This window comes from Mesorhizobium sp. U510 (assembly GCF_059180695.1).
The window spans coordinates 1383670-1409930 of record NZ_CP180532.1; the positions used below are offsets into that span (position 1 = coordinate 1383670).

Genomic DNA, 26261 nt, shown 5'->3' on the forward strand with positions numbered 1-26261 from the left:
CCTGTGCCGTTACCTGCGGCACAACCTCAGTTCAGCGGAATGTCGTTTTCGCTCTTGCTCGCCTGGTAGGCGTCGGACAGTTCGTCGTAGCGTGCCGAGATCTTGCCGATGCGCGTTTCCAGCCGCTGACGCTGCGCCTCGGGCAACGCCCGTACCATCCTGCGGATCGAAAAACTCTTCCAATAGGCATTCTCGGCATTGTAGCCGCCGGGGTCGAGGGTGAAGACCTCTTTCAGGATCTTCAGATCGTGCGGGATCGCAAAACTGTCGCGCGAATCCTCGTGGCTGAACAGGTAGTAGAAATTGTCGAAGCCCGTCCAGGTGATCGCCGACAGGCAGAGCGAGCAGGGTTCGTGCGTGGCGACGAACAGCGCATCCTTGGTGTCGACGCGCTCGGCCCTCGGCATCTCGTAGAACCGCTTCAGGCAATGCACCTCGCCGTGCCAGAGCGGGTTTTCCATCTCGTTGTTGGTTTCGGCCAGCACCAGCGAACGGTCGTCCTTGCGCAGGATCGCCGCGCCGAACAGCTTGTTTCCGTGGGCGACGCCTTCCGCCGTCTTCGGCACGATGTCGTGCTCGATCACGTCGAGCAGGCGGTCGATCAGCGATATATCGGTCATGGGGAAAGCTTTCAGGGGAGATGGATCTCGTAGGCGTGCGAAAAATGGAACTCTTCGAGGTTGGAGCCGTCGCCGCCACGGTCGACGATAAGGAAGTCCTGGGGCTCGCCGAGCGGCGTCAACACGCCGTGCCAGAGATTGCGGGAATAGTTGATGCCCTGTCCGGGCGCGGTGATGAAGGCGTGCGGCTCGCCCGGCCCCTCCTTGCCGTCATGGCAGACGACAACCAGGAACGGACGCGGCGACAGCGGAATGAAGGCCTGGCTGCCGAAGGGGTGGCGCTCGACCATGGTCAGTTTCAGCGGCAGTTCGTAAGGCGTGCCGCGCACCATCGAGATCAGCACGCGCGCGTTCGGCCCTGTGGCCTCGGCGGTCGCCAGATCGTGGTAGCGCTCAGCCTTGCCGCCATTGATCGGGTAGTGGTTGTCGCCACCCATGTCGATGACATCGCCGAAGGGGGCAAAGGCCTCACGGGTCAGCTTCTGTGCTGTGATGCGGGTCACCGCGCGCGACCGCCGATACCGGCCCCGCCGAGCTTGGCGTGCCGGTTGACGTCCTTGTAGAGCAGATAGCGGAACTTTCCCGGGCCGCCGGCATAGCAGGCCTGCGGGCAGAAGGCGCGCAGCCACATATAGTCGCCGGCCTCGACCTCGACCCAGTCCTGGTTGAGGCGGTAGACCGCCTTGCCTTCCAGCACATAGAGGCCGTGTTCCATCACATGCGTTTCGGCGAACGGAATGACCGCGCCCGGCTCGAGCGTGACGATGGTCATGTGCATGTCGTGGCGCAAATCGGCCGGGTCGACGAAGCGTGTCGTCGCCCAGCGGCCTTCGGTGCCCGGCATCGGCGTCGGTGCGATATCCTGCTCGTTGGTGAAGAAGGCTTCCGGCATATCGAGACCGTCGACCACTTCGTAGGCCTTGCGAATCCAGTGGAAGCGGACCGCCGCCTTGGCCTCGTTGCGAACCGTCCAGCCGCTCGCCGGCGGCAGGAAGGCAAAGCCACCTGGCCGCAACACATGCTTCTTGCCGGAAAGCAGAACGGTCAGTTCGCCCTCGACCACGAACAGGGCGCCTTCTGCGCCGGCATCGGGTTCCGGCCGGTCGCTGCCGCCGCCGGGCTCCACCTCGACGATGTATTGCGAGAATGTCTCGGCAAAACCGGACAGTGGCCGCGACAGGATCCAGACGCGGGTCTTGTCCCAGAACGGCAAGGCGCTGGTGACGATGTCCTGCATCACGCCCTTGGGGATGACGGCATAGGCCTCGGTGAAGACGGCGCGGCCTGTCAGCAATTCAGATTGGCCGGGATGGCCGCCATGTGGTGCGTAGTAGGTGCGCTCTGGCATCCTGATCGTATCCATGGGTTCAAACCTATTGCGGTAGCATGTCTCTGAGGCGGAGCAGCGCGATGCGCTCGACCTGTTTGCAGGCGGTCTCGAATTCGACGCCGCGGCTGTTTCCGATGCGCGCCTCGAACTCGGCGAGGATTTCCTCCTTGGTCTTGCCCTTGACCGCGATGATGAAGGGGAAACCGAAAGTGGTGACGTAGGCGGCGTTGAGCTTGGAGAACAGTTCGCGTTCCTTGTCGGTCAGCGCGTCGAGGCCGGCGGAGGCTTGTTCCCTGGTCGATTCCGCCGTCAGCCGCCTGGCCTTGGCCAGCTTGCCGGCAAGATCGGGATGGGCGTTGAGCACACCCAGCCGCTCGGTCTCGCTGGCAGCGCGGAAGATGCGGCAGAGCGCATTGTGCAGGCCGCCGGCCGTGTCGTGCGCCGGGCCCAGCTCCAACTCGTAGGCTCGCTCGGCAATCCAGGGCGAATGCTCGAACACGCCGCCGAACGTGTGGACGAATGTTTCGAATTCCATCTTGGAGGGGCGCAGCGCCGCTGGCTTGTAGGGATGGTTCTCCTGCCAGTGCTTGGCGATGTCGATGCGCCGCGCCAGCCAGACCTTGTCATGCGATTTGACATAGTCGACGAAGCGCTTCAGCGCCGCGACCCGGCCCGGCCGCCCGACGAGGCGGCAATGCAGGCCGATACTCATCATGCGCGGCCGCCCGGCCTTGCCCTCGGCATAGAGCGTGTCGAAACTGTCCTTGAGATAGGCGAAGAACTGGTCGCCCGAATTGAAGCCCTGCGGCGTGGCGAAGCGCATGTCGTTGGCGTCGAGCGTATAGGGAATGATGAGCTGCGTGCCGCAGGCATGCTCGAACCAATAAGGCAGTTCGTCGTCATAGGTATCGGAGACGTAGTCGAAGCCGCCTTCTTCGGCCACCAGCCGCACGGTGTTGACCGAAGTGCGGCCCGTATACCAGCCGGTCGGGCGCTGGCCGGTCACTTCGTAATGCAGCTTGATTGCCGCATCGAGGTCGCGGCGCTCATCCTCGGCGCTATGATCGCGGTAGTCGATCCACCGCAGCCCATGCGAGGCGATTTCCCAGCCGGCGTCCTGCATGGCCGCGACCTGGTCGGGCGAGCGTGCCAACGCTGTGGCGACGCCGTAGCAGGTCACAGGGACTTGGCGTTCGCTGAACAGACGCAGCAGCCGCCAGAAGCCGGCCCGCGCGCCATATTCGTAGATCGATTCCATGTTCCAATGGCGCTGTCCCACCCATGGTGCGGCACCGACGATCTCCGACAGGAAGGCTTCCGACGCCTTGTCGCCATGCAGCACGCAATTCTCGCCGCCCTCTTCGTAATTGACGACGAACTGCACGGCGACATGCGCCCCGCCGGGCCATTTCGGATCCGGTGGATTGGCTCCGTAGCCGTGCATGTCTCTTTCGTAACGCATTGCCCCTCCTGCCGGACACTGCCGGAAGTTGTGATCAGGATAGTCGAAAGGGTTGCCTCAGCATTCCCTTGAAATTTTTGAAAGTGTTTTTGTGCCGCTCCGCTCGACCGGGACTTATGCATCGCCTTTAATTGGCGCACAATTCATTGCTTTGTTCGACTGTACCGGGCCAGTTCGTTCATATTGGAAATGGGAGGCGCCAGTGGCAGAAACGTCGAAAGCCGATGGCGGACGTCTGACGACGCATGTCCTCGACACCGCGACCGGCAAGCCGGCGGCCGGGTTGTCGATCGCACTCTATCGTCTCGACGGTTCGGCGAGGACACATCTGAAGACGGTCGCAACCAATACCGACGGCCGCTGTGACGCGCCGCTGTTGGTCGGCGCCGAGTTCCGCGCTGGCGAATACGAACTGGTGTTCGCGGCCGGCGACTATCTGCGCGGCCAGGGCACAAAGCTGCCCGAGCCGGCCTTCCTTGACAGCGTGCCGATCCGTTTCGGCATGGCGGAGGCGGTGCACTATCACGTGCCATTGCTCATCTCGCCCTATGGCTATTCGACCTACAGGGGGAGCTGAGGCATGGCCAAGGTCAATATCCGCAACGAAATCCGCTTCATCCTCAATGGCAGGGATGTCGTGCTGTCCTCGGTGGCGCCGGACGCGACCCTGCTCGACTGGCTGCGGCTCGACCGTTCGCTGCGCGGCACCAAGGAAGGTTGCGCCGAGGGCGATTGTGGCGCCTGCACCGTTCTGGTCGGCAGGCTTTCGGCCGGCCGGCTGGTCTATGAAAGCGTCAATGCCTGCATCCGCTTCCTCGGTTCGCTCGACGGCACCCATGTCGTGACGGTGGAACATTTGCGTGGTCAGCCCGGCCAGTTGCATCCCGTCCAGCAGGCGATGGTCGATTTTCATGGCTCGCAATGCGGCTTTTGCACGCCGGGCTTCGTCATGTCCCTCTATGGCCTGTGGATGAAGTCGCCGGATCCATCGAACGCGGCGATCGAAAAGGCGCTGCAGGGCAATCTCTGCCGCTGCACCGGCTATGAAGCGATCATGCGCGCCGCGCACGCCATCTCCAGCTACGGCAAAGCGGGGAAGGATCCGCTGGCTGTCGAGCGCAAGGCGATCACGGCGAGGCTGGAAGCCTTGCGGGACGGCGCGCGGGTCGAGATCGGTTCGGCTAGGGCGCGGCTCATCGTGCCGGCCAATGTCGACGATTTCGCCACTGTGCTCGACCAGGAACCCGGCGCCACCATCGTTGCCGGCTCGACCGATGTCGGCCTGTGGGTGACCAAGCATATGCGCGACATCTCTCCGGCGGTCTTCATCGGCAATCTCGACGGGCTGTGCACCATCGCCGAAGACAAGGGAGTCATTTCGATCGGCGCCGGCGTCACCTACACCGAAGCCTTTTCGACGCTGTCGAAACGCATCCCGGCGCTGGGGCCGCTGTTTGACCGCATCGGTGGTGAACAGGTGCGCAACATGGGCACCATCGGCGGCAACATTGCCAACGGCTCGCCGATCGGTGACACGCCGCCGCCCCTGATCGCGCTCGGCGCGCGCCTGACCCTGCGCAAGGGCAAGAAGCGGCGCACGATCCCGCTGGAAACCTTCTTCATCGCCTATGGCAAGCAGGACCGGCAGCCGGGCGAATTCGTCGAGGCCGTGCACGTGCCCGTGCCGGCCAAGGGAGAGAAGTTTGCCGTCTACAAGATCACCAAGCGGCGCGACGAGGATATCACCGCTGCGCTTGGCGCCTTCTTCCTGACGCTGGCCAAGGACGGCACGGTCGCCGATGTGCGCATCGCCTATGGCGGCATGGCAGCGACGCCGAAGCGGGCGTCCTTTGTCGAAAAGGCGCTGCTCGGCAAGCCATGGACCGAAGAGACGGTCGAGGCGGCGATGGCACAATACGGTAGGGATTTCACCCCGCTCACCGACATGCGGGCCTCAGCCGAATACCGGGCGCTTGCGGCGCGCAACTTGTTGTTGCGTTTCTTCGCCGAGACCAGCGGCACCAGGGCACCCTTCCAGGTGTCCCGCAACGAGGCGGCATGATGAACAAGCACGCCACATCGAACCTCAAGGCCGAGAAGATCGTCGGCGGCGTCGCCACCGATCAGCGGCATGATTCCGCTCACAAGCATGTCAGCGGCACAGCCGTCTATATCGACGACATGCCGGAACCATCCGGCACGCTGCATGGCTGCCTCGGCCTCTCGGCCGCCGCGCATGCCACCATCACCCGCATGGACCTTTCGGCGGTGCGCGCTGCCTCCGGAGTCGTCGATGTGCTCACGGCAAAGGATGTGCCGGGCGAGAATGATATTTCGCCGACCGGTCGGCACGATGAGCCGGTGCTCGCCGACGGCAAGGTCGAGTTCTTCGGCCAGCCGATCTTCTGCGTTATCGCCGAAACCCGCGAGCAGGCACGCCGCGCCACCAGGCTGGCCAAGGTCGAATACAAGGAATTGCCTTTCGTCACCGACATTGGCGAACTCGATCCGAGGAAGGACAAGCTCGTCACGCCGCCGCTTACCTTGAAGCGCGGCGATGCCGCCGCTGCGATCAAGGCGGCGCCGCGCCGGCTGAAGGGAAAGATGCGCGTCGGCGGCCAGGAGCATTTCTATCTTGAAGGCCATATCGCCATGGCCGTTCCCGGCGAGGATCAGGACGTCACCATCTATTCCTCGACCCAGCATCCGAGCGAAGTCCAGCACATGGTGAGCCATGCGCTCGGCGTACCGAGCAATGCCATCACGGTGGAGATTCGACGCATGGGCGGCGGTTTCGGCGGCAAGGAAACGCAAGGCAATCAGTTTGCCGCGCTCGCGGCCATCGCTGCCAAGAAACACCATCGCGCCGTCAAGATCCGGCCCGACCGCGACGACGACATGATCGCCACCGGCAAGCGTCATGATTTCCTCGTCGACTACGAAGTCGGCTTCGACGACGAGGGCAACATTCTCGGTGTCGATTTCATGTTCGCCGCGCGTTGCGGCTTCTCGTCGGATCTGTCGGGCCCGGTGACGGATCGCGCGCTGTTCCATTGCGACAACACCTATTTCTGGCCGACCGTGCACGCGCAATCGGCGCCGCTCTACACCAACACCGTGTCGAACACCGCCTTTCGGGGCTTCGGCGGCCCGCAAGGCATGGTCGGCGCCGAACGCGTCATCGACGAGGTGGCGTTCGCGGTCGGCAAGGATCCGCTCGAGATCCGCAAGACGAATTTCTATGGCACCAGCGACCGCAACATCACGCCCTACCACCAGACGGTCGAGGACAACATCATCCAGCGCATCGTCGCCGAACTCGAGGAGAGCGCCAGCTATGCGCGGCGGCGGCGCGAAATATCGGCCTTCAACGCCAACAGCCGTTTCATCAAGCGCGGCCTGGCGCTCACGCCGGTCAAGTTCGGCATTTCCTTCACCGCCACCCACTACAACCAGGCCGGCGCGCTGGTGCATGTCTACACCGATGGTTCGGTGCATCTGAACCATGGCGGCACCGAGATGGGGCAGGGGCTCTACCTCAAGGTCGCGCAGGTGGTGGCGGAAGAATTCCAGATCGATCTCGACCAGGTGAAGATCACCGCGACCACCACCGGCAAGGTGCCCAACACCTCGGCCACCGCGGCATCGTCCGGCTCCGACCTCAATGGCATGGCGGCACAGAATGGCGCCCGCCAGATCAAGGACCGGCTGACCGATTTCGCCGCCGAGAAATACCAGGTGCCGCGCGATCAGGTGCTGTTCCTGCCCAACCGGGTGCGCATCGGCAACCAGGAGATCGCCTTCGCCGATCTCGTCAAGCAGGCCTACATGGCGCGCATCCAGCTCTCGGCGGCGGGTTTCTACAAGACGCCGAAAATCCACTGGAACCGCGACAAGGGCGAGGGCCGCCCCTTCTACTATTTCGCCTACGGCGCCTCCTGCTCGGAAGTCTCGGTCGACACGCTGACTGGCGAATATGTGGTCGAGCGCACCGATATCCTGCACGAGACCGGCCGTTCGCTGAACCGCGCCATCGACCTTGGCCAGATCGAGGGCGGCTTCATCCAGGGCATGGGATGGCTGACGACGGAGGAGCTGTGGTGGGACGGCAAGGGCCGGCTGCGCACCCACGCACCGTCGACCTACAAGATCCCGCTCGCCTCCGATCGGCCGAAGATCTTCAACGTCACTTTGGCCGACTGGCCGGAAGCCGGAGAGCCGACGATCCATCGCTCCAAGGCGGTCGGCGAGCCGCCCTTCCCGCTCGGCATGTCGGTGCTGCACGCGCTGTCGGATGCGGTGGCCAGCGTCGCCGATCACAGGATCTGTCCGCGCCTTGATGCTCCAGCGACGCCGGAGCGTGTGCTGATGACGATCGAGCGGCTGAAAGGTGAGGCGAAGGACTGAATCCGGCAAAACGTGCAATTCAGGCCGAAAAACCCTATGTTTCCCGCACGGGAATGCGAATGATGAATTCGAAAGTGCAAAGCCTGAAAGACTTCCTGGCTGGCCAAGGTCGCATCGCCTTGGTCGAAGTGGCCGGCACCAAGGGCTCGACGCCGCGCGAGAAGGGCGCCTTCATGCTCGTCTCGCGGGAGGCGACTTTCGGCACGATCGGCGGCGGCCAGCTCGAATATATGGCGATCGACAAGGCGCGGCAGACGGTGGCGTCTTCATTTCACCGCAAGCTAGAGGGCAAAGAGGCCCGCATCGAGGTCGATGAAGTCTGCGCCACGCTCGACGTGCCTCTCGGGCCCGAGATTGGCCAATGCTGTGGCGGGCGCGTCGAAGTCTTGATCCGGCTTGTCGACAGCGCGCTCGCTGCTGAGTTGGTTTCGGCGGCCGAAGTCGAAGAAGCCCACCTGCCGCACGTCTATATCTTCGGTGGCGGCCATGTCGGCCAGGCGCTGGCGTCGACGATTGCGCTCCTTCCCGTACACGGAGTCGTCATCGAGACGCGGGCCGAGGCGCTGCAAGGCATGCCGGAAACCGTCGAGACGCGGCTGACGCCGATGCCTGAGGCCGAGGTGCGCAACGCGCCCGCCGGCACTGCTTTCGCCATCCTCACCCATGACCACGCGCTTGATTTCCTGATCGTCGCCGAAGCGCTGAAACGCGACGATGCGGCCTATGTCGGCATGATCGGCTCGAAGACCAAGAAAGCCACGTTCAGGAACTGGTTCCTGAAATCGGCGGATGGCAGCGATGCGGAATTTGCCCGCCTCGTCACGCCGATCGGCGGCGACGCCGTCAAGGACAAGCGCCCCCAAGTCATTGCCGCACTTGCAGCCGCCGAAATCATGACGGCGCTGGTCAGTCACAACACCGCACCAAATGCCGACCGTCCGCATGACAGGGAGATGGCCGGCTAAGTTTTTTGCTGGTGCTCAGGCCGGCCGTCTCAAGCCCAGATGGTCGCGCAACGTGCGACCCTCATACTCCCGGCGAAACAGGCCGCGCCGCTGCAGTTCCGGCACGACGAGCGTGGCAAAGGCATCAAGCTCGCCCGGGAAATAGGACGGCATGACATTGAAGCCGTCGGCCGCCCCGCCTTCGAACCGCGCCTGCAACTCGTCTGCCACTTGCGCCGCCGTACCGACAATGCGCCAATGGCCGCGCGCACCGGCGAAGTGGCGAGCCAGCTGGCGGATGGAAAGGCCGTCGCGGCGCGATTGCTCGACGACCAGCGCCTGCCGGCTTTTCATGCCCTCGCTCTCCGGCAGTTCGGGCAGCGGCCCGTCGATCGGATAGCGCCAGAGATCGGAGATGCTGAGGTAGCTGGAGAGCAGCGCCACGCCGACATCGTCGGGGATCAGTTCCTGCAATTCCTCGTGCTTCTCGCGGGCCTCGGCCTCGGTTTCCGCCACCACGGGCGACACGCCGGGCATGATCTTGATGTCGTCGGGCTCACGCCCATAGGCGGCCATGCGCTCCTTGAGATCATCGTAGAAGGCTTTGGCTTCCTCAAAAGTCTGCGCTGCCGTGAACACCACGTCGGCGGTGCGGGCAGCAAGGTCGCGGCCGACATCCGAGGCGCCGGCCTGGACCATGACCGGCGCGCCCTGCGGCGAACGGGGCAGGTCGAGCGGGTCGCGCACCGAAAAGCTCTGGCCGTGATGGCCGGGAGCCTTGCCGTGCCACAATCCGGTGACCACCTCGGCGAACTCGCGCGCACGCTCGTAGCGGTCGGCATGGGGCTTGAGGCCCGTCGAGCCGAAATTGGCTGCTTCGATCGGGCTGGCCGAGGTGACCAGGTTCCAGCCGGCCCGGCCGCCGCTCAGATGGTCGAGCGACAGAAAGGTCCGCGACAGCCCGTAAGGCTCGTTGTAGCTTGTCGACGCCGTCGAAACGAGGCCGATGTGGCTGGTCCGCACGGCCAGTGCCGACAGCAGGCTGATAGGCTCGAAGCCGATCGAGCGCGACGTCTGGCTGGCGATGCCGACATTGGCTTCGCGCAGGCCCGCGGCGTCCTCGCAGAAGATCATGTCGAATTTCGCCGCTTCCGCCGTGCGCGCCAGCTGGATGTAGTGGTCGATGTCGATGCCGGCCATGACATGCGCTTTCGGGTGCCGCCAGGCAGCGATGTGGTGACCAGTCGCCCAGAGGAAGGCGCCGAGCTTCATCTGCGCGGTCATTGGTCACCTCCGCCGGCAAGTCCAAGATGCGAGCGCAGCGTCGCCCCGCGATAGCCCTCTCGAACAAGGCCGCGTTGCCGCAACGCCGGCAGAACACGATCGGCGAAATCGTCGAGCGCTGAGTGCTGCGCGGGCAACTGGATGTTGAAGCCATCGCAGCTTTTCGCCCGCAATTGGGTTTCCAGCCTGTCCATGCTGGCGGCCGGCTCATCGTCGGGGGCGAACGAGATATTCGTCAGCACCTTCACGGCGTCCGGATCGCGCCCAGCGGCCGTGGCACGACGCCTCAGATCATCAAAGCGTGTTTTCGCGCTCTCGGCCGATCCGCTCTCCAACAAAATGACATCGGCAGTGCGGGCGGCAATGTCGAAATCGGCTTCTGTTAGGCCCGACAGCACCAGCACCGGCGCATCCTGCGGCGAACGCGCGACGTTCAGCGGCCCGCGCACGGAGAAGAACTCGCCCTTGTGATCGAGCAGGTGCATTTTCTCGGGATCATGGAATCTGCCGCCGGTCTTGTCGAACAGCAACGCGTCGGCATCCCAGCCCTGCCACAGGCCTTGAACGATGCCGATATATTCCTCGCTGCGGCGACGAAAGTCCGTGTCGGAAAATCCTTCCGGCCGGCTGAAATTGGCGGCTTCGCGTGGGCCTTGCGCCATCGTCGCATGCCAGCCTGCGCGGCCATGGCTGATGATGTCGAGCGAGGCAAAACGGCGCGCCAGATTGTAGGGCTGATGGGCAACCGTCGAGGCCGAGGCAACCAGTCCAATCTTATCGGTGACGGTCGCCAGGGAGGCCAGCAGCGTTGTCGCTTCGAATGGGCTGCTTGATAACCCTTCCGCGGAATCGGAAATCACGACCATGTCGATGCCGGCCGCCTCTGCCGCTCGCACGAAGGTCTTGATCTCTCCGAAATCCAGAACGGCCTGTCCTTTGGCGGCAGCGATGTTGAGCGAAATGGCGAGATGCATTGCGTCAACCTAGGTTCGCCGGTGCGCAAGGCAAGTCCGGCGGATAGACCAGTGGACCCTCACTTGTCGGCCAGCCGATTACTTGCCGGCCAGGATATCCTTGATCAACCGCTGGCAGCGCTCCGCCATGAAGTCCAGCAGCAGCCGTACCTTGGGGTCCTGCAGCTTCTTGTGCGGATAGACGGCGGCGAACTGCACCGGCGTCGGCGGCGTGTTGGCCAGGATCACCTGAAGCCGCCGGTCGCGGATGAACGGTTCGACCTCGAAGCGCGGCTTGTTGATGATGCCGCGTCCCGACAGTGCCCAGCCGGTCAGCACGTCGCCATCGTCCGTGTCGTAAGGCCCATGCACCTCGAATTTCTGCGGCCCTGTGGGGGTCTGCAGCGTCCAGACATATTCGCGCGCACCGGAATAGCGCAGCATCAGGCAGTCGTGTTTCTTGCCGATCAGCTCCTGCGGCTCGGCCGGCTCGCCGCGCGCCTCCAGATATTTCGGCGCCGCCACCAGCACCCGCTCGCATTCCATGATGCCGCGCATCCTGAGGCTGGAATCCTCGATGATGCCGAGCCGGAAAGCGACGTCGATGCCTTCCTTCATGATGTCGACATTGTGGTCCGAGAGCCTCAGCCGCACCTCGATGTCAGGATATTTGTCGTGGAAATCGGGAATGCCCGAGGCCACCAGCCGGCGCCCGAGGCCGAGTGGCGCTGTCACGCGAATGGTGCCGCGCGGCTGGCCGGACAAGGCGGACACCGCGGCTTCCGCCTCGGTGATCGCCTCCAGCACCTGCTTGGCGCCCGAGTAGAAAACCGTGCCATGCTCGGTCGGCATCAATTGCCGCGTCGTACGGTTGAACAGCCGCACGCCCAGATGCTTCTCCAGTTCCTTGATGCGGTTGGAGGCGACCGCCGGAGAAATGCGCATGTCGCGGCCAGCCGCCGACAGATTGCCGAGTTCGACGACGCGGACGAAGACGGCGATGTTGTCGAGATAGGCCATTCGGAGCACCTTCGCCGGTTTGCAGCGATTAGCCTAGTATTTTCCATTTTTTTTTGAAAGTCATCGTACACCTCGCCTCTTTCCGTTTGCGTGCGACACCGTAAAGTCGCGTCATCGGCAGGGACGACTTCAATGATGGATTTCGCGATTTTCTGGGACTGGCTGAGCTTCGCCGTGCGGTGGCTGCATGTCATCACCGGCATCGCCTGGATCGGCTCGTCCTTCTATTTCGTAGCGCTCGATCTCGGCCTGCGCCAGCGTCCGGGCATGCCGGCCGGCGCCTTCGGCGAGGAATGGCAGGTGCATGGCGGCGGCTTCTACCACATCCAGAAATATTTGGTGGCGCCGGCCGAGATGCCGGAGCACCTGACCTGGTTCAAATGGGAATCCTACGCCACCTGGCTGTCCGGCTTCGCCATGCTGTGCGTGGTCTATTATGCCGGCGCCGATCTGTTCCTGATCGATCCCAATGTGCTGCCCATGTCGGTGCCGGCCGGCATCCTTTTGTCCATGGCCACGATCGGCGTCGGCTGGGTGGTCTATGATCTTCTGTGCCGTTCGCCGCTCGGCAAAAGCGACACAGGCCTGATGCTGGTGCTTTACTGCGTGCTGGTGTTCATCGCCTGGGGGCTGACGCATCTGTTCACCGGCCGCGCCGCCTTCCTGCATCTGGGCGCCATCACCGCCACGATCATGTCGGCCAACGTCTTCATGGTCATCATCCCCAACCAGAAGATCGTCGTCGCCGACCTGATCGCCGGCCGCAAGCCTGACCCGAAATACGGCAAGATCGCCAAGCAGCGCTCGCTCCACAACAACTATCTGACGCTGCCCGTTCTGTTCCTGATGCTGTCGAACCACTATCCCCTGGCGTTCGGCACGCAGTTCAACTGGGTCATCGCCTCGCTGGTGTTCATCATCGGCGTCTTGATCCGGCACTATTTCAACACCGTGCACAAGCGGGCCGGCAACCCGCACTGGACCTGGCTCGGCGCGCTTGTCCTGTTCATCATCATCATCTGGCTGTCGACCGTGCCGAAGGTGCTGACCGGTGAGCCCAAGGCCTCCGCCTCGGCGGATATCTACATCGCTTCCGCGCATTTCCCGGCGGTGCGCGACACCGTGCTCGGCCGCTGCTCGATGTGCCATGCGCAAGAGCCGGTCTATGAAGGCATCTATCACGCGCCCAAGGGGGTGATGCTCGACACCGATGCTGATATCGCCAACCACGCCCGCGAGATCTATCTGCAGGCCGGCCGCAGCCACGCCATGCCCCCCGCCAATGTCAGCCAGATCACCGACAAGGAGCGGGCGCTGCTGGTGGCCTGGTTCGAAGGCGCGGGGAAATAAGCATGAATTCGACACTTCTGCGCGGCCGCATGCTGTCCTTCGTGCGCTGGCCCGAGACCATCGACGACCATTCGGCCTGGCGCTACGAGGAAGATGGCGGCCTGCTGATCAGCGACGGAAAGATCGTTGCATCAGGCGCCTATGCGGACGTCGAGAAGCAGGCCGGTGAGGGGGCCAAGAAAATCGATCACCGGCCGCACCTCTTGCTGCCGGGCTTCATCGACACCCATGTGCATTTCCCGCAGATGCAGGTCATCGCCTCCTACGGCGCCGAACTGCTCGACTGGCTGAACACCTACACTTTTCCGGAAGAAACGAAATTCGCCAACGCCCAGCATGGCCGCCGCATCGCGCGGCTGTTCCTCGATGAGATGGTGCGGCACGGCACCACGTCGGTGGCTGCCTACTGCTCGGTGCACAAGGCTTCCGCCGAAGCCTTTTTCGCCGAGTCGCATGACCGCAACATGCTCAACATCGCCGGCAAGGTGATGATGGACCGCAATGCGCCCGAAGGCGTGCTCGACACGCCGCAATCCGGCTATGACGACACCAAGGCGCTGATCAGGGAGTGGCACGGCAAGGGGCGCCAACACTATGCCATTACGCCGCGCTTCGCCATCACCTCCTCGCCGGAGCAGATGGAGATGGCCGGCGCGCTGTGCCGCGAGCATCCCGACCTGCACATGCAGACGCATCTGTCCGAAAACCACGCCGAAATCGCCTTCACGCAGCAGCTTTACCCGTGGTCGCGCGACTACACCGATGTCTACGAACATTACGGCTTGCTGGGCAAAAACAGCCTGTTTGGCCACTGCATCCATCTGTCGGAGCGCGAGGCCGATACGCTTTCAGAGAGCGGCTCGGTGGCGGTGTTCTGCCCGACCTCGAACCTGTTCCTCGGCTCCGGCCTGTTCGACTACCAGCGCTTTCGCCGCCGGGAAAAGTCGCTGCGCATAGCCGCCGCCACCGATGTCGGCGGCGGCACCAATTACTCCATGCTGCGCACCATGGACGAGGGCTACAAGGTGATCGCGCTGAATGGCGAGAAGCTCAACCCGTTCCAGTCCTTCTGGCAGATCACGCGCGGCAATGCGGAGGCGCTGTCCGTGGCCGGCAAGATCGGCACGCTGGATCAAGGCACCGACGCCGATATCGTCGTGCTCGACGCTAGGGCGACGCCGGCGATGCGGCTGAGGATGGAAACGGCGCAGACGCTGGCGCAGGAATTGTTCCTGCTGCAGACCCTGGGCGACGACCGCGCCGTGCGCGAGGTCTATGTCGCGGGGCGGGCGGCCAAGAGCGATATGGCGAATTAGAGCGCCGGGGTGCGTTCATTGCTTGACCCGGCGGCAGCCATCGGTCAAAGCGTGCGGCGAAGTTGACAGGGGAACGACATGGCCGTTGCTGACGACATCGCTCTGATCCGGAAACAGGAAGAAGTTCTTGTCTTCCCAGCCTTCGATGAGGCCGTCGCCTTCAAGATCGGCTCCGCCATCCGCCACCGCGCAATCACCGAAAACCTGCCCATCATCGTCGACATCAGGCTGTGGGACCGGCCGCTGTTCTATGCGGCCATGCCGGGGTCGAATGCTTCCAATCCCGATTGGGCGCGCCGCAAGATCAATGTGGTGAAACGGTTCCTGAGGAGCACTTACCGCATGGTGCTGGAGCAGCAACGCCCCGACCGCGCCTTCAAGATCGGCGAGGGCCTCGACATCTCCGACTATGTGCTCGCCGGCGGCGGTTTTCCGGTGACGGTCAAGGGCGCCGGCGTTATCGGCGTGATCGCGGTTTCCGGGCTGCCGGAGCGCGAGGATCACGGCGTGGTCGTCGATGCGCTGTCCGACCACTTGGGTGTCGACAAGCGTGGGCTGGCACTGGCTACGGACGCCGAATGACCGTGCTCGATCCCAAGGCCTTTCTCACCTCCATCTTCAACGCCGCCGTTGCCGCCGCCGATCCGGAGCGAACGATCAGGGATCATCTGCCGGCCAGGCCGAAGGGTCGCACCATCGTCATCGGCGCCGGCAAAGGCTCGGCGCAGATGGCGGCTGCCTTCGAGAAGGTCTGGGACGGGCCGATCGAAGGGCTGGTCGTCACGCGCTACGGCTATGGCGCGAAATGCGAACGCATCGAGATCATCGAGGCGGCGCATCCAGTGCCGGACGCTGCCGGATTGGAAGCCTCACGGCGACTGCTGGAAAAGGTCCAGGGCCTGACGGCGGACGATCTGGTCGTGGCGCTGATTTCCGGCGGCGGTTCGGCGCTGCTGCCGTCGCCGGCGGCCAACCTGACGCTGGCCGACGAGATTGCCGTCAACGAGGCGCTGCTTGCCTCCGGCGCGCCGATCGCGGCCATGAACACCATCCGCAAGCATGTCTCGACCATCAAGGGCGGCCGGCTGGCCGCCGCTGCCTGGCCGGCCAAGGTGGTGTCGCTGGTTGTCTCCGACATTCCCGGTGACAACCCGGCTCTTGTCGCCTCCGGTCCGACGATCCCCGATACCGGCAGCCGGGAAGACGCGTTGGCGTCTATATCTGCCTATGGCATGAAGCTGCCGGCTTCGGTGATGGCGCATATCAGTTCGCCGGCGGCCGATGCGCCAAACCCTGGAGATGAGCGTTTTTCGCGCAACGAAGTGCATCTGATCGCCTCGGCCGGCGTGTCGCTGGAAGCGGCAGCGGCGGAAGCCAAGCGGCAAGGGATAGAGGCCGTCATACTCTCCGATGCCATCGAGGGCGAAGCGCGTGAGGTCGGCGGCGTCCATGCCGCCATTGCCCGCGAAGTGGCGACGCGCGACCGGCCATTTTCGAAACCGGTGCTCATTCTCTCGGGCGGCGAAACAACCGTGACCTTGCGGGCAAAAGGCAAGGGCGGCCGCAATTCGGAATTCCTGCTCGCCTTCGCCCTTGGCATCAACGGCGTGCAAGGCATTCACGCCCTGGCCGCCGACACCGACGGCATCGACGGTTCGGAAAACAATGCCGGGGCCTTCGCCGACGGTTCGACCGTCTCGCGCATGCGCGCTGCAAGAGTCGATGCCAAGGCAATGCTGGCCGGCAACGATGCCTGGACGGCGTTCAATGCAGTTGGCGATCTTTTCGTGCCGGGGCCGACCGGCACGAATGTCAATGATCTCAGGGCGATCCTGATCCGATAGGCGACCGGTTCAGGCAACCATCAACCGCTTCACCTCTCTCATATCCCGCAGGAAACGCTCGCGCTCGGCCTCCTTGTCGGCCGGCTCATGGATGCGCAGGATGAAGGAGGGATGGATGGTGATGAACACGCGCAGGCCATCCTCTCGTTCGATCACTTGGCCGCGCATCTTTGTCACCGGTATGGCCTTGCCCAGCAAAGACAAGGCAGCCGTAGCGCCGAGCGCCACGGCAAGATCCGGTTTGATCAGTGCGAATTCCCTGTCGATCCACCAGCGGCAGGCCTGCACCTCACCGGCATTCGGCTTGGAATGGATACGGCGCTTGCCGCGCGGCTCGAATTTGAAGTGCTTGACCGCGTTGGTAACGTAGACTTTTTGGCGATCCACCTCCGCCTCGTCGAGGATCGCGTCGAACACCTTGCCGGCCGGACCGACGAAAGGTTTGCCGGCGAGGTCCTCCTGATCGCCGGGCTGTTCGCCGACGAAGATGACCTTGGCATTGTCAGGCCCTTCGCCGAACACGGTCTGCGTCGCATCGCGCCATAACGGGCAGCGGCGGCAGCCTTTCGCGGCCTCGCGCAGCTCGGAAATGCTGCTGGCGGCATCACCTCCCGGCGTCTGTGTCGGCTCACGCTTTGGCCAATGCTTTGCCTGCACCTTGGCGTGGTGCGGTGCGGGCGTTGTCGGCATTCTGGCAATCATCTCCTTGGCGGCCTTGTCCGCTCCTGCGATCAGCTCTGGAATGAGCGAGGCCTCGGGAAGGTTCCGCCAATATTTCTTCGGCATCTCCTTCTGCATGGCCTTCACCTTCAGCCGCGCTGGATTGAAGATGTTCTCGAAATAGGTGCGCCACAGCGCCTCGGTATCATCCTCAGTCGGAGCATCGCCTTTGGCCGCACCCGGCCCGATCGCCAGCCTTTCACCATCCCAATCGGCGGAGGTGTGCGGCGTCAGGATCGTCCAGCGCATGCCCGTGAAGCGCCTGACGAAGAAATCCGCATTGCGCTCAACGATGAAATGATCAGGCTCGAACCAGGCAACATAACGCTCCTCGGCGCCATCGCCTATCTTCCGGAAGCGCACGAAGGCATGCATCTTGTGGCTGTCGCGCCGCACCGCTTTCTCCATGGCCTCAAGCCGCCTGGTGTCGGGATTCGAGGCGATCGACAGCAGCTTAGGCTCGCTGCGCAGCCGCCACAGCATCCGGTAGAGAAAGGCGAACCGGGTGGGATCGGAATGGCAGAAGGCGGTTTCCGCCTGCCCGATGAAGTCGCGCGGCACCACGAGTTGTGCGCCTTGCGGCGCGGCCGGCAAATCGTTCCGCGTCCGGTCCGAACCGGCCGCGACATGCCAGCTGATATCCTCGGGCCTGACCTCGTTCAGCGCCAGGCGACGGGCCGCGTCGCGCCAACCGGCAAAATCGGTCTCGCTTTCGAGCAAGACACTGTATCGGGCAAGGTTGAGCTCGGCCGACGGCATGGTCAAAACAACGACAGCTGTTCGCAGGAACGCACGATGGTGTCGCGCAGGCCGGTTTTGTCGGTGACAGCGCCTGGCGACCAGCCTTCGGCGATGATGAATGGCCGAAGCTTGGCGATCGACTGACAGATCCGCCCGACATCTTCGAGCCGCATTCGCCGGTGGCGCCGCGTCTCCAGGATTTTTGCCACCACCTTGGTGCCGAGGCCAGGCACGCGCAGCAGCGCCTCGCGATCCGCGCGATTGATGTCGACTGGAAACTGGCCTCGATTGCGCAGCGCCCAGGCGAGCTTCGGGTCGATGGCGAGATCAAGCATGCCATCGCTGCTGCCGGCCAGGATTTCCGGCTGCGAGAACCCGTAAAAACGCATCAGCCAGTCGGCCTGGTAGAGCCGGTGTTCGCGCATCAGCGGTGGCTTCTGCAGCGGCAGCGACGATGACGAGTCCGGGATCGGACTGAAGGCCGAGTAATAAACCCGCCGCAGATGATAGCTGCCATAGAGCCGCGCGCTGGTGTGCAATATGCCGTCGTCCGAGGTCTTGTCGGCGCCGACGATCATCTGCGTCGACTGGCCACCCGGCGCAAAGCGTTCGCGCTTCTTGGTCCTCAGCGTCGGCTCGGCCTTTTCCTCCATCTTCTGGCGCAGCCTGGCCATGGAAAGACGGATCGTTTCCGGCTTCTTTTCCGGCGCCAGTTTCTTGACGCCCTCATCGGTGGGCAGCTCGACATTGATCGACAGCCGGTCGGCATAGAGCCCCGCCTTCTCGACCAGTTCGGCAGAGCTTTCCGGAATGGTTTTGAGATGGATATAGCCGGAAAACTTCTCTTCCAGCCGCAGCCGTCGCGCCACCTCGACCATCTCGCCCATGGTTTCATCCGGCGAGCGGATGACGCCAGAGGACAGGAACAGTCCCTCGATGTAGTTGCGCCGGTAAAAATCCATGGTCAGCTTCACCACCTCGTCGATGCTGAAGCGGGCGCGCCGTACATTCGAGGACGAGCGGTTGATGCAATAGCTGCAATCGTAGATGCAAAAGTTGGTGAGCAGGATTTTCAGGAGCGAGATGCAGCGGCCGTCCGGTGCATAGGAATGGCAGATGCCCATGCCTTCGGTGGAACCGATGCCGCCGGATTGCTGCGAATCCTTCTTCGCCGAGCCCGATGAGGCACAGGAAGCATCATACTTGGCGGCGTCGGAAAGGATCGCCAGCTTTTCACGGACGGTGAGAGCGCTCATTCGTTCATGATATGTTCTGGGCAACTGCCGCGCTACCTCATTTGACATAGGCGGCGAAAAAGTGATCGCCGCCATCTCAAGGTCCTCACACCTCGTGCAAATAGAGATGGTAATCCAGTTCGCTGACCGTGCGTGCCACGCGCAGATATTCGGACTGTTTGATCGCCACGAAGGTGCGGTGCAAATCCTCGCCGAGCGCGCCTTTCAGGAAGCTGGAGGCCTTGGCCGCTTCGATCGCGGCGCGCCAGTCCGCCGGCATCGTCGTGCGGGTAACGGCTGCTTCATAGCCGTTGCCGGTCGTTTCAGGGCCGGGATCGAGCCCTTCGTCGAGGCCTTTGATGATGCCGGCCAGCACCGTCGCGGCGATCAGATAGGGATTGGCGTCGACGCCGGACGGCCGGTGCTCTATGCGCCGGTTCTTGGCGTCGCCAGCCGGCACGCGCAGTGCCACCGAGCGGTTGTTGACGCCCCAGGTCGGCGCCACCGGCGCATAGGATTGCGAGACGAAACGCCGCCAGGAATTGGCGTGCGGCGCAAACACCAGCATCGATTCCGCCATCGTCTGGATCAGCCCGCCGAGACCCTGCAACAGGGGTAGCGACCAGCTCTCGCCGCCGGCTTCGGTAAACACGTTGCGGCCAGCCTTGTCCTGCAGAGAGACGTGGAAATGCATGCCCGAGCCGGCATATTTCTCGATCGGCTTGGCCATGAAACAGGCGGTCACGCCATGGCGGCGCGCCTGCGCCCGCACCAGCCGCTTCAGCATGACGAGGTCGTCGGCCGCCCGCATCACATCCTTGCGGTAGTTCAGCGTCAGCTCGTACTGGCCCGGCGCATATTCCGATATCACCGTCTCGGCCGGAATGCCTTGCGCCTTGGCGGCGGCGTAGATGTCGGAGAACAGCGGCTCCATGCCGTGCAGATGGTCGACGGAATAGACCTCCGTCTTGCCCGAAACGCGGCCGTCGAGCACGGCGCGCGCCGGCTGCACCTTGCCGTCGGCGTCGCGCTCATTGGCCAGCAGGAAGAACTCCAGCTCGAAGGCGCCCGCCGGGTAAAGGCCCTTGGCCGCGAGGATCTCGACCTGCCGGGCCAGCGCCAGGCGCGGGTCCGACGACATCGGCAGGCCGTCGAGGTGATACATCGCCATCAGCACCTGGCCGCGCGGCGGATTGGTGCCGTAGAGCGGCACCAGCGTGCCGGGGATCGGCCAGGCCCTGAGGTCGCCGTCGCCGGTCGTCCAGATCAGTCCGGTCTCGTGCACGTCCTCGCCGGTGATGTCGAGGCCGAGGATCGAGATCGGCATGTGCCGACCGCCCTCGAAGATGCTCTTCAGCTCATGCCGGCGCACGATCTTGCCGCGGCCCACGCCATTGGCGTCGGTCAGCACGATATCGAAGGCTTCGATCTCGGGATGGGCGTCGAGAAAGGCTTGCGCCTCGGTGGGCGAAGACCCCGACGGGGAGGTCACAAAGGCATTGTCCATGGCCGCTTGTCTCATGCCGCAAGCTTTGCCGCAACAGCGCCGAAGGCGCTGATCAGCCGGTTGACCTGTGCGCCTGACGTCGCCGGCGAGATCAGCATCATGTTGTGGAAGGGCGCGATCAGCACGCCACGATTGACCAGCGCGACATGGATGGCGGCCTCCAGTTCCGGCGCATGCGCGGTCTCGGCTTCGGCGCCGTTGCGCAACGGTCCGGGTGCGCAGATGAACTCGACGCGGGCGCCGACGCGGGCAACATGCCAGGGCAGGCGATAGCGGTCGATCACCCCGGTCAGCCCGGCATCCAAACGCCGCGCCAGATGGTCCATGCGGTCGTAATTCTCCGCTGTCATCACCTCTTCGAGCGTGGCGCGCATGGTGGCGAACTGCAGCGGGTTGGCCGACAGCGTCGTGCCCATGCCGGAATAGCCGGGCTCCTTGGTTCTGTTGTAGGCGGCATAGCGCGAGGCGACCTCATCGCTCATGCCCCACACGCTTGCCGGCACGCCGCCGGCGATCGGCTTACCCAGCACGAAGAAGTCGGGGTCGAGCCCGTACTTCCTGGTGTAGCCGCCGGGGCCGGTCGAGATCGTGTGTGTCTCGTCGATCAGGAGCAGCGTGCCGGTCTCGCGGGTCAGTCTGCGCAGCGCGTCGTGGAAGCCGGGGTCGGCCAGCACCATGCAGGAATTGGTCAGCACCGGCTCGGCGATGACGCAGGCCACATCCCTGTCCTTGAGGGCTGCTTCAAGGGCTGCAACATCGTTGAACTCGATGACTTTCGCCGTACGGGTCAGGTCACGGAACTCGCCCGCCAGTCCTGGCCGGTTGACCGGCTTGCCGTCGATAAGCCGCACCATCGTCTCGTCGACCGAGCCGTGGTAGCAGCCGTTGAAGACCAGGATCTTTTCGCGCCCGGTGACGGCGCGGGCGACGCGCAGCGAGAAGCGGTTGGCGTCGGTCGCCGTCGTCGCGATCTGCCAGAATGGCAGGCCGAAACGCTGCTGCAGCAGCGGCCCGATGGCAAGCGCGTCTTCCGAGGGCAGCATATAGGTGAGGCCGCGCCCGGCCTGGCGGCGGATGGCCCGCGCCACCGGTGGCGGCGAATGGCCGAACATCGAGCCGGTGTCGCCAAGGCAGAAATCGTCGAGCCTGTTACCGTCAATGTCGGTGATCGCAGCGCCCTTGGCGCTGTCGACAAGGATCGGAAATGGCGTCGGCCAGTCGTTCATCCAGTGCATCGGCACGCCGCCGAAGAAGCCGGGCAGGCCGTTGCTGACCTTGGCCTGCGATTTCGGCCGCGCCTTGCGGAAGGCCGCGCCTTCGGTCTCGCGCAATTCTACGATGCGGTCACGGCTGATGCCGCCGATGGACGTCTTTGAACCGTCGCTGCTGTGCATGAAAACCCCTCTCGTCCGTCCCTCTTAGCCAATCCATGTCCGCAACCGCAATTGGCCGCGCGCCTGCCCTGCATTGGCTCAGCCTGCTCCGGCGGCGCTTGACCGTGCTGGCGAAGTCAGCGCCAATATGAACGGGAATGAGGTGGGGGAACAAAAATGCGGACGATCCTCTGTGTGGCAATGCTACTGGCGTCGGCCGGCACTGCCTTCGCCTCGGGCGGCATCTGGTGCAATGTCGACGACAGGGCGGTGACATTCGACGTCGGCGCCGGTGTCACCCGAGGCATGGGCGGCCCGACCTTCAATTTTCGCGGCGATCTCGAAATCAAGGCGAGGCTGGCTGGCGATGGATTGCGCAAGACGGTGTTCGAGGATTCCAACCTGACCCAGTACTGGCTGGACGACAAGGAACTGCGGCTGAATATCTACCACGAGCACGAGGTGGCCAACGCCTTCAATTCGGTCGAGCTGACGATCCTGACCAAGGCCAGCGACGAAGGCGTCTATGACGGGCAGTACACGCTTGCCGTCTATGACAACGCCGCCGACACGGACAAGGACGGCAAACCGGTGGAATTGACGGGCAAGGTGTCGTGCGGGGCTGAGTAGGCTCGCCGATCGGTTGTGTCAGCCCGCCTGCATCGAGGCGATGGCGCGCCGCATCAGGTCGAGGAACACCAGCCGCTCGTCCTCGCTGAAACCGGTCAGGGCCACCTCGTTTTGTGAACGCGCGGCCTGTGTCGCCGGCTCGCGCAGGCCAACGGCCTTCGCGGTGAGATGGATCGACTGCGAGCGCCCGTCTTCGGGGTGCAGGCGTCGTTCGATCAGGCCGTCACGTTCCATGCGGATCAGCGTGTTGGCCATCGTCGCCTGTTCGACATTGAGACGCTGCACGAGTTCGCGTTGCGTCAGGCCGTCTTCATCCCACAGCGCCAGCAGCGTCATGAACTGGGCGGGCGCCAGGCCAAGCGGCCGGATGCGCTGCTGCAGGCCGTTGGCAAACAACCGCGCCATGTGGTTGGCCAGGAATCCGGCGGATCGTTCTTTCTGAAATGTCATGCCTGCCAGATAATAATTGAATAGCATGCTATGCAATGATATATAGCTTGCTATGGAGATACTAATGAAAACCAAAATTCATGCGGCAGCGGGCGCCGTCGCGCTCATCACGGTTTCGGCTTTTTGGCTGTCGACGGCTACGGCCGAACTGCTCGGCGACGCGGCCGCGATCACAACGGTCAAGAACTGCGTGCTGGCCGGCATGGTGGTGCTCATCCCGGCGATGATCATTGCCGGCGCGTCTGGCTTCTCACTTGGCAAGGGCTGGAAGAGCCCGGTCGTGGCACGCAAGAAGTGGCGCATGCGCATCATTGCCGCCAACGGATTGCTGGTCCTCGTGCCCTCGGCCTTCCTGCTCAGCAGCTTTGCCACGGCCGGTCGCTTCGACAAGTTTTTCGCAGTCGTCCAGGCGATCGAGCTGGTAGCCGGCGCAACGAACATCGCACTGATGTCGCTGAACATGCGCGACGGGCTGTCGCTGCGGCGCAAGCCTCTTCGGCTGACCGCGCGAGCGCGGTGAGATCAGGCCGTGATGTCGATGACGCCGCAGTCGCCGGCCGCGCTGCCGAAGGCGATACGGCGCTCTTCCCTGTCCCACATCATCGAGGTGACGGCGCCCTTGCCTTGCCGGCGCAGCAGCACTTCCTTGGCGTCGGCGAAGCGCGCGGCGATTACCATGCCGTCCTCGTAGCCGATCGCCACGACATCCTGGCTTGGATGGCAGGCCACGCAAGTCACCATCGTGTTGCCGCGCGTGCCGAGTTCCAGCGGCGCCTTGCCCATCGGTCCGTCCTTGCCCGAAAACGGCCAGACGATCGCCGCCGGCGCGCCGGAACTCGCCAGCCATTTGCCTTTGACGCTCCATGACAGGCTTTTGACCTTGCCGGGATACCCGCTCATGCGCATGTGCTTGCCGTCGACCAGCTTCCAGCCATGCAGGGCGTTTTCCTGCATCGTGGTGACGAGGAAGGCGCCATCCGGCGAGAAGGTGATGCCGGTATGGGCGCCGGCCCATTCGAGTTCCACTGGCTTGCCCTCGGCGGCCGGGAAATGCAGCGTCGCGCCATTGTAGCGGGCAACGCCGAAGCGCATGCCCTTGGGCGAAAACGCCAGCCCCTCGACCGAGCGCGGATGGGCAAATTCCCTGGTCTTGCCGTCGGCGAAGCGCACGAAGGCGGTCTTGCCCGTGGCATAGGCGACGGCGCCCTGCGGCCCGGCGGCGACGCTGGTGATCCATTTTTTCCCGGCGCTGGCCACTTCGGTGGCTTCGCCGCCTGTCTTCACGGCAAACACCTTGCCGTCCTCGCCGCCAGTGATCAGCCGGTCGTTGGCCGCATCGTGGAAAGCCGCCAGCAGTCCGTCATTGGCCTGGATGGTCTTGTGGCCATTGTCGAGCCGATGGATAGCGCCATCGGCCAACGCGAAATGCGGCACGTCGCCAAGGAAGACGGCGGCAACGCAATGGCCTTCGAGGTCGAGGGGGGCAACTGTGGGCATGGATATCTTTGTTCAGTTGAATTGCAGCGGTTGCAGGGGCTTACTCGACGTTTACGGTTCCGGCAACCTTGGAGGATCGGCGAGACGGCAAGAGGCTGTAATCTAGTCAAGGCAGCCCCTTGGCTCGCAGTTCAGTTGCAACGTCGCCAATGGCATCACCAGGGTCAAAGCCGATCCCTGGAGGCGCTCTGCACCACAGCTGGCATACCACCTTGCGGACCCGGTCGCTCTTGGCATCGATGATGAGCAGGATGCCGCCGCCTTCGCGGGCAAGCCGCAGGCAGCGCAACGTGGCGGCGGCGAGCAGTTGGCCTCCAAGCCCTGCCCGATGGCGACCTCCCCAACGGAATGGGATAACATCACCGATTGTGATCTCCAGGCGGGAACGGAACTTCCGCACCCTGCGATTGTATGATGACCCAAACCATGTTCTTGGCGATGCTCGCGCCGCTCGCTCCGGTCGTTTGAGAAAGGAACAATGTGCTGGGCTTCTTGGAGCGCAGGGGCCTTCGGCTGTTCGTGACATTGTTGGTCGCTTTGTCAGCCGCTGCCGGCTACGCTTTCCTCAAACGCAGAATATTGTGGGAGATGGTGCAGACCTGCGCACTTGCAAGTACGCGGCTTGGCGTCGCCTTCCCCTGCGACCAGGTGATACTGACCGAGCAGGGGGATTATGGGTCAGTCCTCATCAAATCACCTCTACACCGGACCGAGTTTCTGGTGGCCCCAATCACAGCGATTGCGGGCTTGGAAAGCCCATCCGCCCGTTCCACTGATAGCGCCCAACTATGGAACCGGGCATGGGAAGCCCGACAGAAAGTTGAAGCAAGACTCGGACACGGCCTGCCACGATCAGCCGTTGGCCTGGCGGTTAATTCCCGCTTTGAGCGGTCCCAGGATCAGTTGCACATCCACGTCGATTGCTTGCTGGAGTCGGTGGAAAGGACGCTTGCCTTAGATGGGCCGAAGCAAGACGCGACTTGGCAACCGTTTCCATTGATATTGAAGGGGCGACCCTATTGGATAATGGCAGTGGCTGAGCCGGATCTGCGAACCACTAACGTGGTCGGCCTGGTTGTTGCCGGTTTGCCTCAGGCACGACACACCATGGATGATCTAAATGTACTCGTCGCCGGTGCAACGCTGGCTGACGCGAGGCCGGGATTCTATATTCTGGTAAATTGGGGAAGGGCAGCTGAGCACCTCCTCGATCACAGATGTACGTCGCGCTAGCTATCGCCTGTTGGTCAAAGCCGATCATTCGACCATTTCAAGGATGCACTGGCTAGACACGCCCGCCCGTCTTCCTTTCCTCATAGACAAGCTCCCGCTTAGGCGGCGGGTTTTGTGCTAGAATGGTGGCCGCCTGGCGGTCTGCCGCCATTATCTGGGAAGGAGGCAGGCAGGCGACTTTGACCTCAACCCTGACGGGCGGCGGCAGCCGCTCGCTTGGTCTGATACCAATCAAATCGAGCAAGCGGCGCTGAGCGAAGGGACCGCCGACCTACCGTCGCAGTGGCGGCGTTCGTGGAAACGCCACGATCGTCAACGGCGGCTTCTGAAATTCCACGGCCGCAA

24 protein-coding genes and 1 pseudogene are annotated in these 26261 nt (G+C 63.5%); 11 read left to right on the top strand and 14 right to left on the bottom strand.

The genetic code is table 11. From position 1 onward, the window contains the following. Positions 1 to 26 precede the first annotated feature (26 nt). From ACLGL5_RS08775 to puuE, 4 genes are read right to left on the bottom strand one after another with little or no spacing between them, the layout of a single operon-like run. Positions 27 to 620, bottom strand: a complete 594-nt coding sequence (locus tag ACLGL5_RS08775; protein WP_038651558.1) for a nucleoside deaminase — start codon at positions 618 to 620, stop codon at positions 27 to 29. Positions 621 to 631: 11 nt separating this feature from the next. Beyond that, a complete protein-coding gene (locus tag ACLGL5_RS08780) occupies positions 632 to 1123 on the bottom strand; it encodes an ureidoglycolate lyase (RefSeq protein ID WP_038651561.1) in 492 nt (163 codons plus the stop codon). Then, entirely contained in the window at positions 1120 to 1983 is an 864-nt protein-coding gene (locus tag ACLGL5_RS08785; RefSeq protein WP_038651564.1) for a bifunctional allantoicase/(S)-ureidoglycine aminohydrolase, read from the bottom strand. The genes ACLGL5_RS08780 and ACLGL5_RS08785 overlap by 4 nt, the downstream gene beginning before the upstream one ends. Positions 1984 to 1993: 10 nt before the next feature. Then, a complete protein-coding gene (puuE, locus tag ACLGL5_RS08790; protein WP_038651567.1) occupies positions 1994 to 3412 on the bottom strand; it encodes an allantoinase PuuE in 1419 nt (472 codons plus the stop codon). Positions 3413 to 3614: 202 nt separating this feature from the next. Here puuE and uraH point away from each other — a divergent pair, with 202 nt between their 5' ends. The 4 genes from uraH (at position 3615) to xdhC (ending at position 8784) form a co-directional block, all read left to right on the top strand. Beyond that, positions 3615 to 3989 (top strand): hydroxyisourate hydrolase, encoded by a 375-nt coding sequence (uraH, locus tag ACLGL5_RS08795; protein ID WP_019862722.1) that lies wholly within the window; start codon positions 3615 to 3617, stop codon positions 3987 to 3989. A 3-nt stretch (positions 3990 to 3992) separates the two neighbouring features. Further along, positions 3993 to 5474: a xanthine dehydrogenase small subunit gene (xdhA, locus tag ACLGL5_RS08800; RefSeq protein ID WP_069090798.1), complete on the top strand. Its 1482-nt coding sequence runs from the start codon at positions 3993 to 3995 to the stop codon at positions 5472 to 5474. Beyond that, the gene (xdhB, locus tag ACLGL5_RS08805; RefSeq protein WP_069090799.1) at positions 5474 to 7819 is read left to right on the top strand and encodes a xanthine dehydrogenase molybdopterin binding subunit; all 2346 of its coding nucleotides are present in this window, start codon (positions 5474 to 5476) and stop codon (positions 7817 to 7819) included. The genes xdhA and xdhB overlap by 1 nt, the downstream gene beginning before the upstream one ends. 62 nt (positions 7820 to 7881) lie before the next feature. Beyond that, positions 7882 to 8784 (top strand): xanthine dehydrogenase accessory protein XdhC, encoded by a 903-nt coding sequence (gene xdhC / locus ACLGL5_RS08810; protein WP_064984690.1) that lies wholly within the window; start codon positions 7882 to 7884, stop codon positions 8782 to 8784. Positions 8785 to 8799: 15 nt separating this feature from the next. Here the strand turns inward: xdhC and ACLGL5_RS08815 are convergent, their stop codons facing one another. From ACLGL5_RS08815 to ACLGL5_RS08825, 3 genes are all read right to left on the bottom strand, one after another. Then, positions 8800 to 10047, bottom strand: coding sequence for an LLM class flavin-dependent oxidoreductase (locus tag ACLGL5_RS08815; protein WP_064984375.1), 1248 nt, complete (start codon positions 10045 to 10047; stop codon positions 8800 to 8802). Then, the gene (locus ACLGL5_RS08820; protein ID WP_069090800.1) at positions 10044 to 11021 is read right to left on the bottom strand and encodes an LLM class flavin-dependent oxidoreductase; all 978 of its coding nucleotides are present in this window, start codon (positions 11019 to 11021) and stop codon (positions 10044 to 10046) included. The genes ACLGL5_RS08815 and ACLGL5_RS08820 overlap by 4 nt, the downstream gene beginning before the upstream one ends. 78 nt (positions 11022 to 11099) lie before the next feature. After that, positions 11100 to 12020 (bottom strand): LysR family transcriptional regulator, encoded by a 921-nt coding sequence (locus tag ACLGL5_RS08825; RefSeq protein ID WP_010912979.1) that lies wholly within the window; start codon positions 12018 to 12020, stop codon positions 11100 to 11102. Between the two features lie 132 nt (positions 12021 to 12152). On the opposite strand from ACLGL5_RS08825, the gene ACLGL5_RS08830 reads away from it, so the two are divergent. From ACLGL5_RS08830 to ACLGL5_RS08845, 4 genes are all read left to right on the top strand, one after another. After that, positions 12153 to 13370: a urate hydroxylase PuuD gene (locus tag ACLGL5_RS08830; protein ID WP_069090801.1), complete on the top strand. Its 1218-nt coding sequence runs from the start codon at positions 12153 to 12155 to the stop codon at positions 13368 to 13370. 2 nt (positions 13371 to 13372) lie between these two features. After that, positions 13373 to 14686 (top strand): guanine deaminase, encoded by a 1314-nt coding sequence (guaD, locus tag ACLGL5_RS08835; RefSeq protein ID WP_069090802.1) that lies wholly within the window; start codon positions 13373 to 13375, stop codon positions 14684 to 14686. A gap of 78 nt (positions 14687 to 14764) precedes the next feature. After that, on the top strand, positions 14765 to 15268 hold the full coding sequence (locus ACLGL5_RS08840) for a heme-degrading domain-containing protein (protein ID WP_069090803.1): 504 nt from the start codon (positions 14765 to 14767) through the stop codon (positions 15266 to 15268). Next, complete coding sequence (locus tag ACLGL5_RS08845) at positions 15265 to 16530, top strand: glycerate kinase type-2 family protein (RefSeq protein WP_019862732.1); 1266 nt, start codon at positions 15265 to 15267, stop codon at positions 16528 to 16530. The genes ACLGL5_RS08840 and ACLGL5_RS08845 overlap by 4 nt, the downstream gene beginning before the upstream one ends. Positions 16531 to 16539: 9 nt before the next feature. Here ACLGL5_RS08845 and ACLGL5_RS08850 read toward each other — a convergent pair whose 3' ends face one another. The 4 genes from ACLGL5_RS08850 to ACLGL5_RS08865 form a co-directional block, all read right to left on the bottom strand. Continuing rightward, the gene (locus ACLGL5_RS08850; RefSeq protein WP_069090804.1) at positions 16540 to 18009 is read right to left on the bottom strand and encodes a UdgX family uracil-DNA binding protein; all 1470 of its coding nucleotides are present in this window, start codon (positions 18007 to 18009) and stop codon (positions 16540 to 16542) included. Between the two features lie 2 nt (positions 18010 to 18011). Beyond that, the gene (locus tag ACLGL5_RS08855) at positions 18012 to 19247 is read right to left on the bottom strand and encodes a putative DNA modification/repair radical SAM protein (protein WP_019862734.1); all 1236 of its coding nucleotides are present in this window, start codon (positions 19245 to 19247) and stop codon (positions 18012 to 18014) included. An 85-nt stretch (positions 19248 to 19332) separates the two neighbouring features. Then, positions 19333 to 20733, bottom strand: coding sequence for a glutamine synthetase family protein (locus tag ACLGL5_RS08860; protein ID WP_020629118.1), 1401 nt, complete (start codon positions 20731 to 20733; stop codon positions 19333 to 19335). Positions 20734 to 20744: 11 nt separating this feature from the next. Then, the gene (locus tag ACLGL5_RS08865; RefSeq protein WP_069090805.1) at positions 20745 to 22127 is read right to left on the bottom strand and encodes an aspartate aminotransferase family protein; all 1383 of its coding nucleotides are present in this window, start codon (positions 22125 to 22127) and stop codon (positions 20745 to 20747) included. Positions 22128 to 22283: 156 nt separating this feature from the next. Between ACLGL5_RS08865 and ACLGL5_RS08870 the strand changes: the two genes are divergently transcribed. Beyond that, on the top strand, positions 22284 to 22736 hold the full coding sequence (locus ACLGL5_RS08870; RefSeq protein ID WP_019862737.1) for a hypothetical protein: 453 nt from the start codon (positions 22284 to 22286) through the stop codon (positions 22734 to 22736). Between the two features lie 18 nt (positions 22737 to 22754). Here the strand turns inward: ACLGL5_RS08870 and ACLGL5_RS08875 are convergent, their stop codons facing one another. After that, complete coding sequence (locus tag ACLGL5_RS08875; protein WP_032921457.1) at positions 22755 to 23186, bottom strand: MarR family winged helix-turn-helix transcriptional regulator; 432 nt, start codon at positions 23184 to 23186, stop codon at positions 22755 to 22757. Positions 23187 to 23250: 64 nt separating this feature from the next. Here ACLGL5_RS08875 and ACLGL5_RS08880 point away from each other — a divergent pair, with 64 nt between their 5' ends. Beyond that, positions 23251 to 23706, top strand: coding sequence for a hypothetical protein (locus tag ACLGL5_RS08880; protein ID WP_069090806.1), 456 nt, complete (start codon positions 23251 to 23253; stop codon positions 23704 to 23706). A gap of 2 nt (positions 23707 to 23708) precedes the next feature. On the opposite strand, the gene ACLGL5_RS08885 is transcribed toward ACLGL5_RS08880, so the two are convergent. Then, positions 23709 to 24683 carry a WD40 repeat domain-containing protein gene (locus ACLGL5_RS08885; RefSeq protein ID WP_038651591.1) on the bottom strand — a complete coding sequence of 325 codons (975 nt, stop codon included), beginning with the start codon at positions 24681 to 24683 and terminating at the stop codon, positions 23709 to 23711. A gap of 102 nt (positions 24684 to 24785) precedes the next feature. Beyond that, positions 24786 to 25005, bottom strand: a pseudogene (locus ACLGL5_RS08890) (GNAT family N-acetyltransferase); the annotation flags it as partial. Positions 25006 to 25202: 197 nt separating this feature from the next. Between ACLGL5_RS08890 and ACLGL5_RS08895 the strand changes: the two are divergent. After that, positions 25203 to 25916 carry a CDP-diacylglycerol diphosphatase gene (locus tag ACLGL5_RS08895; RefSeq protein WP_494372950.1) on the top strand — a complete coding sequence of 238 codons (714 nt, stop codon included), beginning with the start codon at positions 25203 to 25205 and terminating at the stop codon, positions 25914 to 25916. The last annotated feature ends 345 nt before the right edge of the window (positions 25917 to 26261 follow it).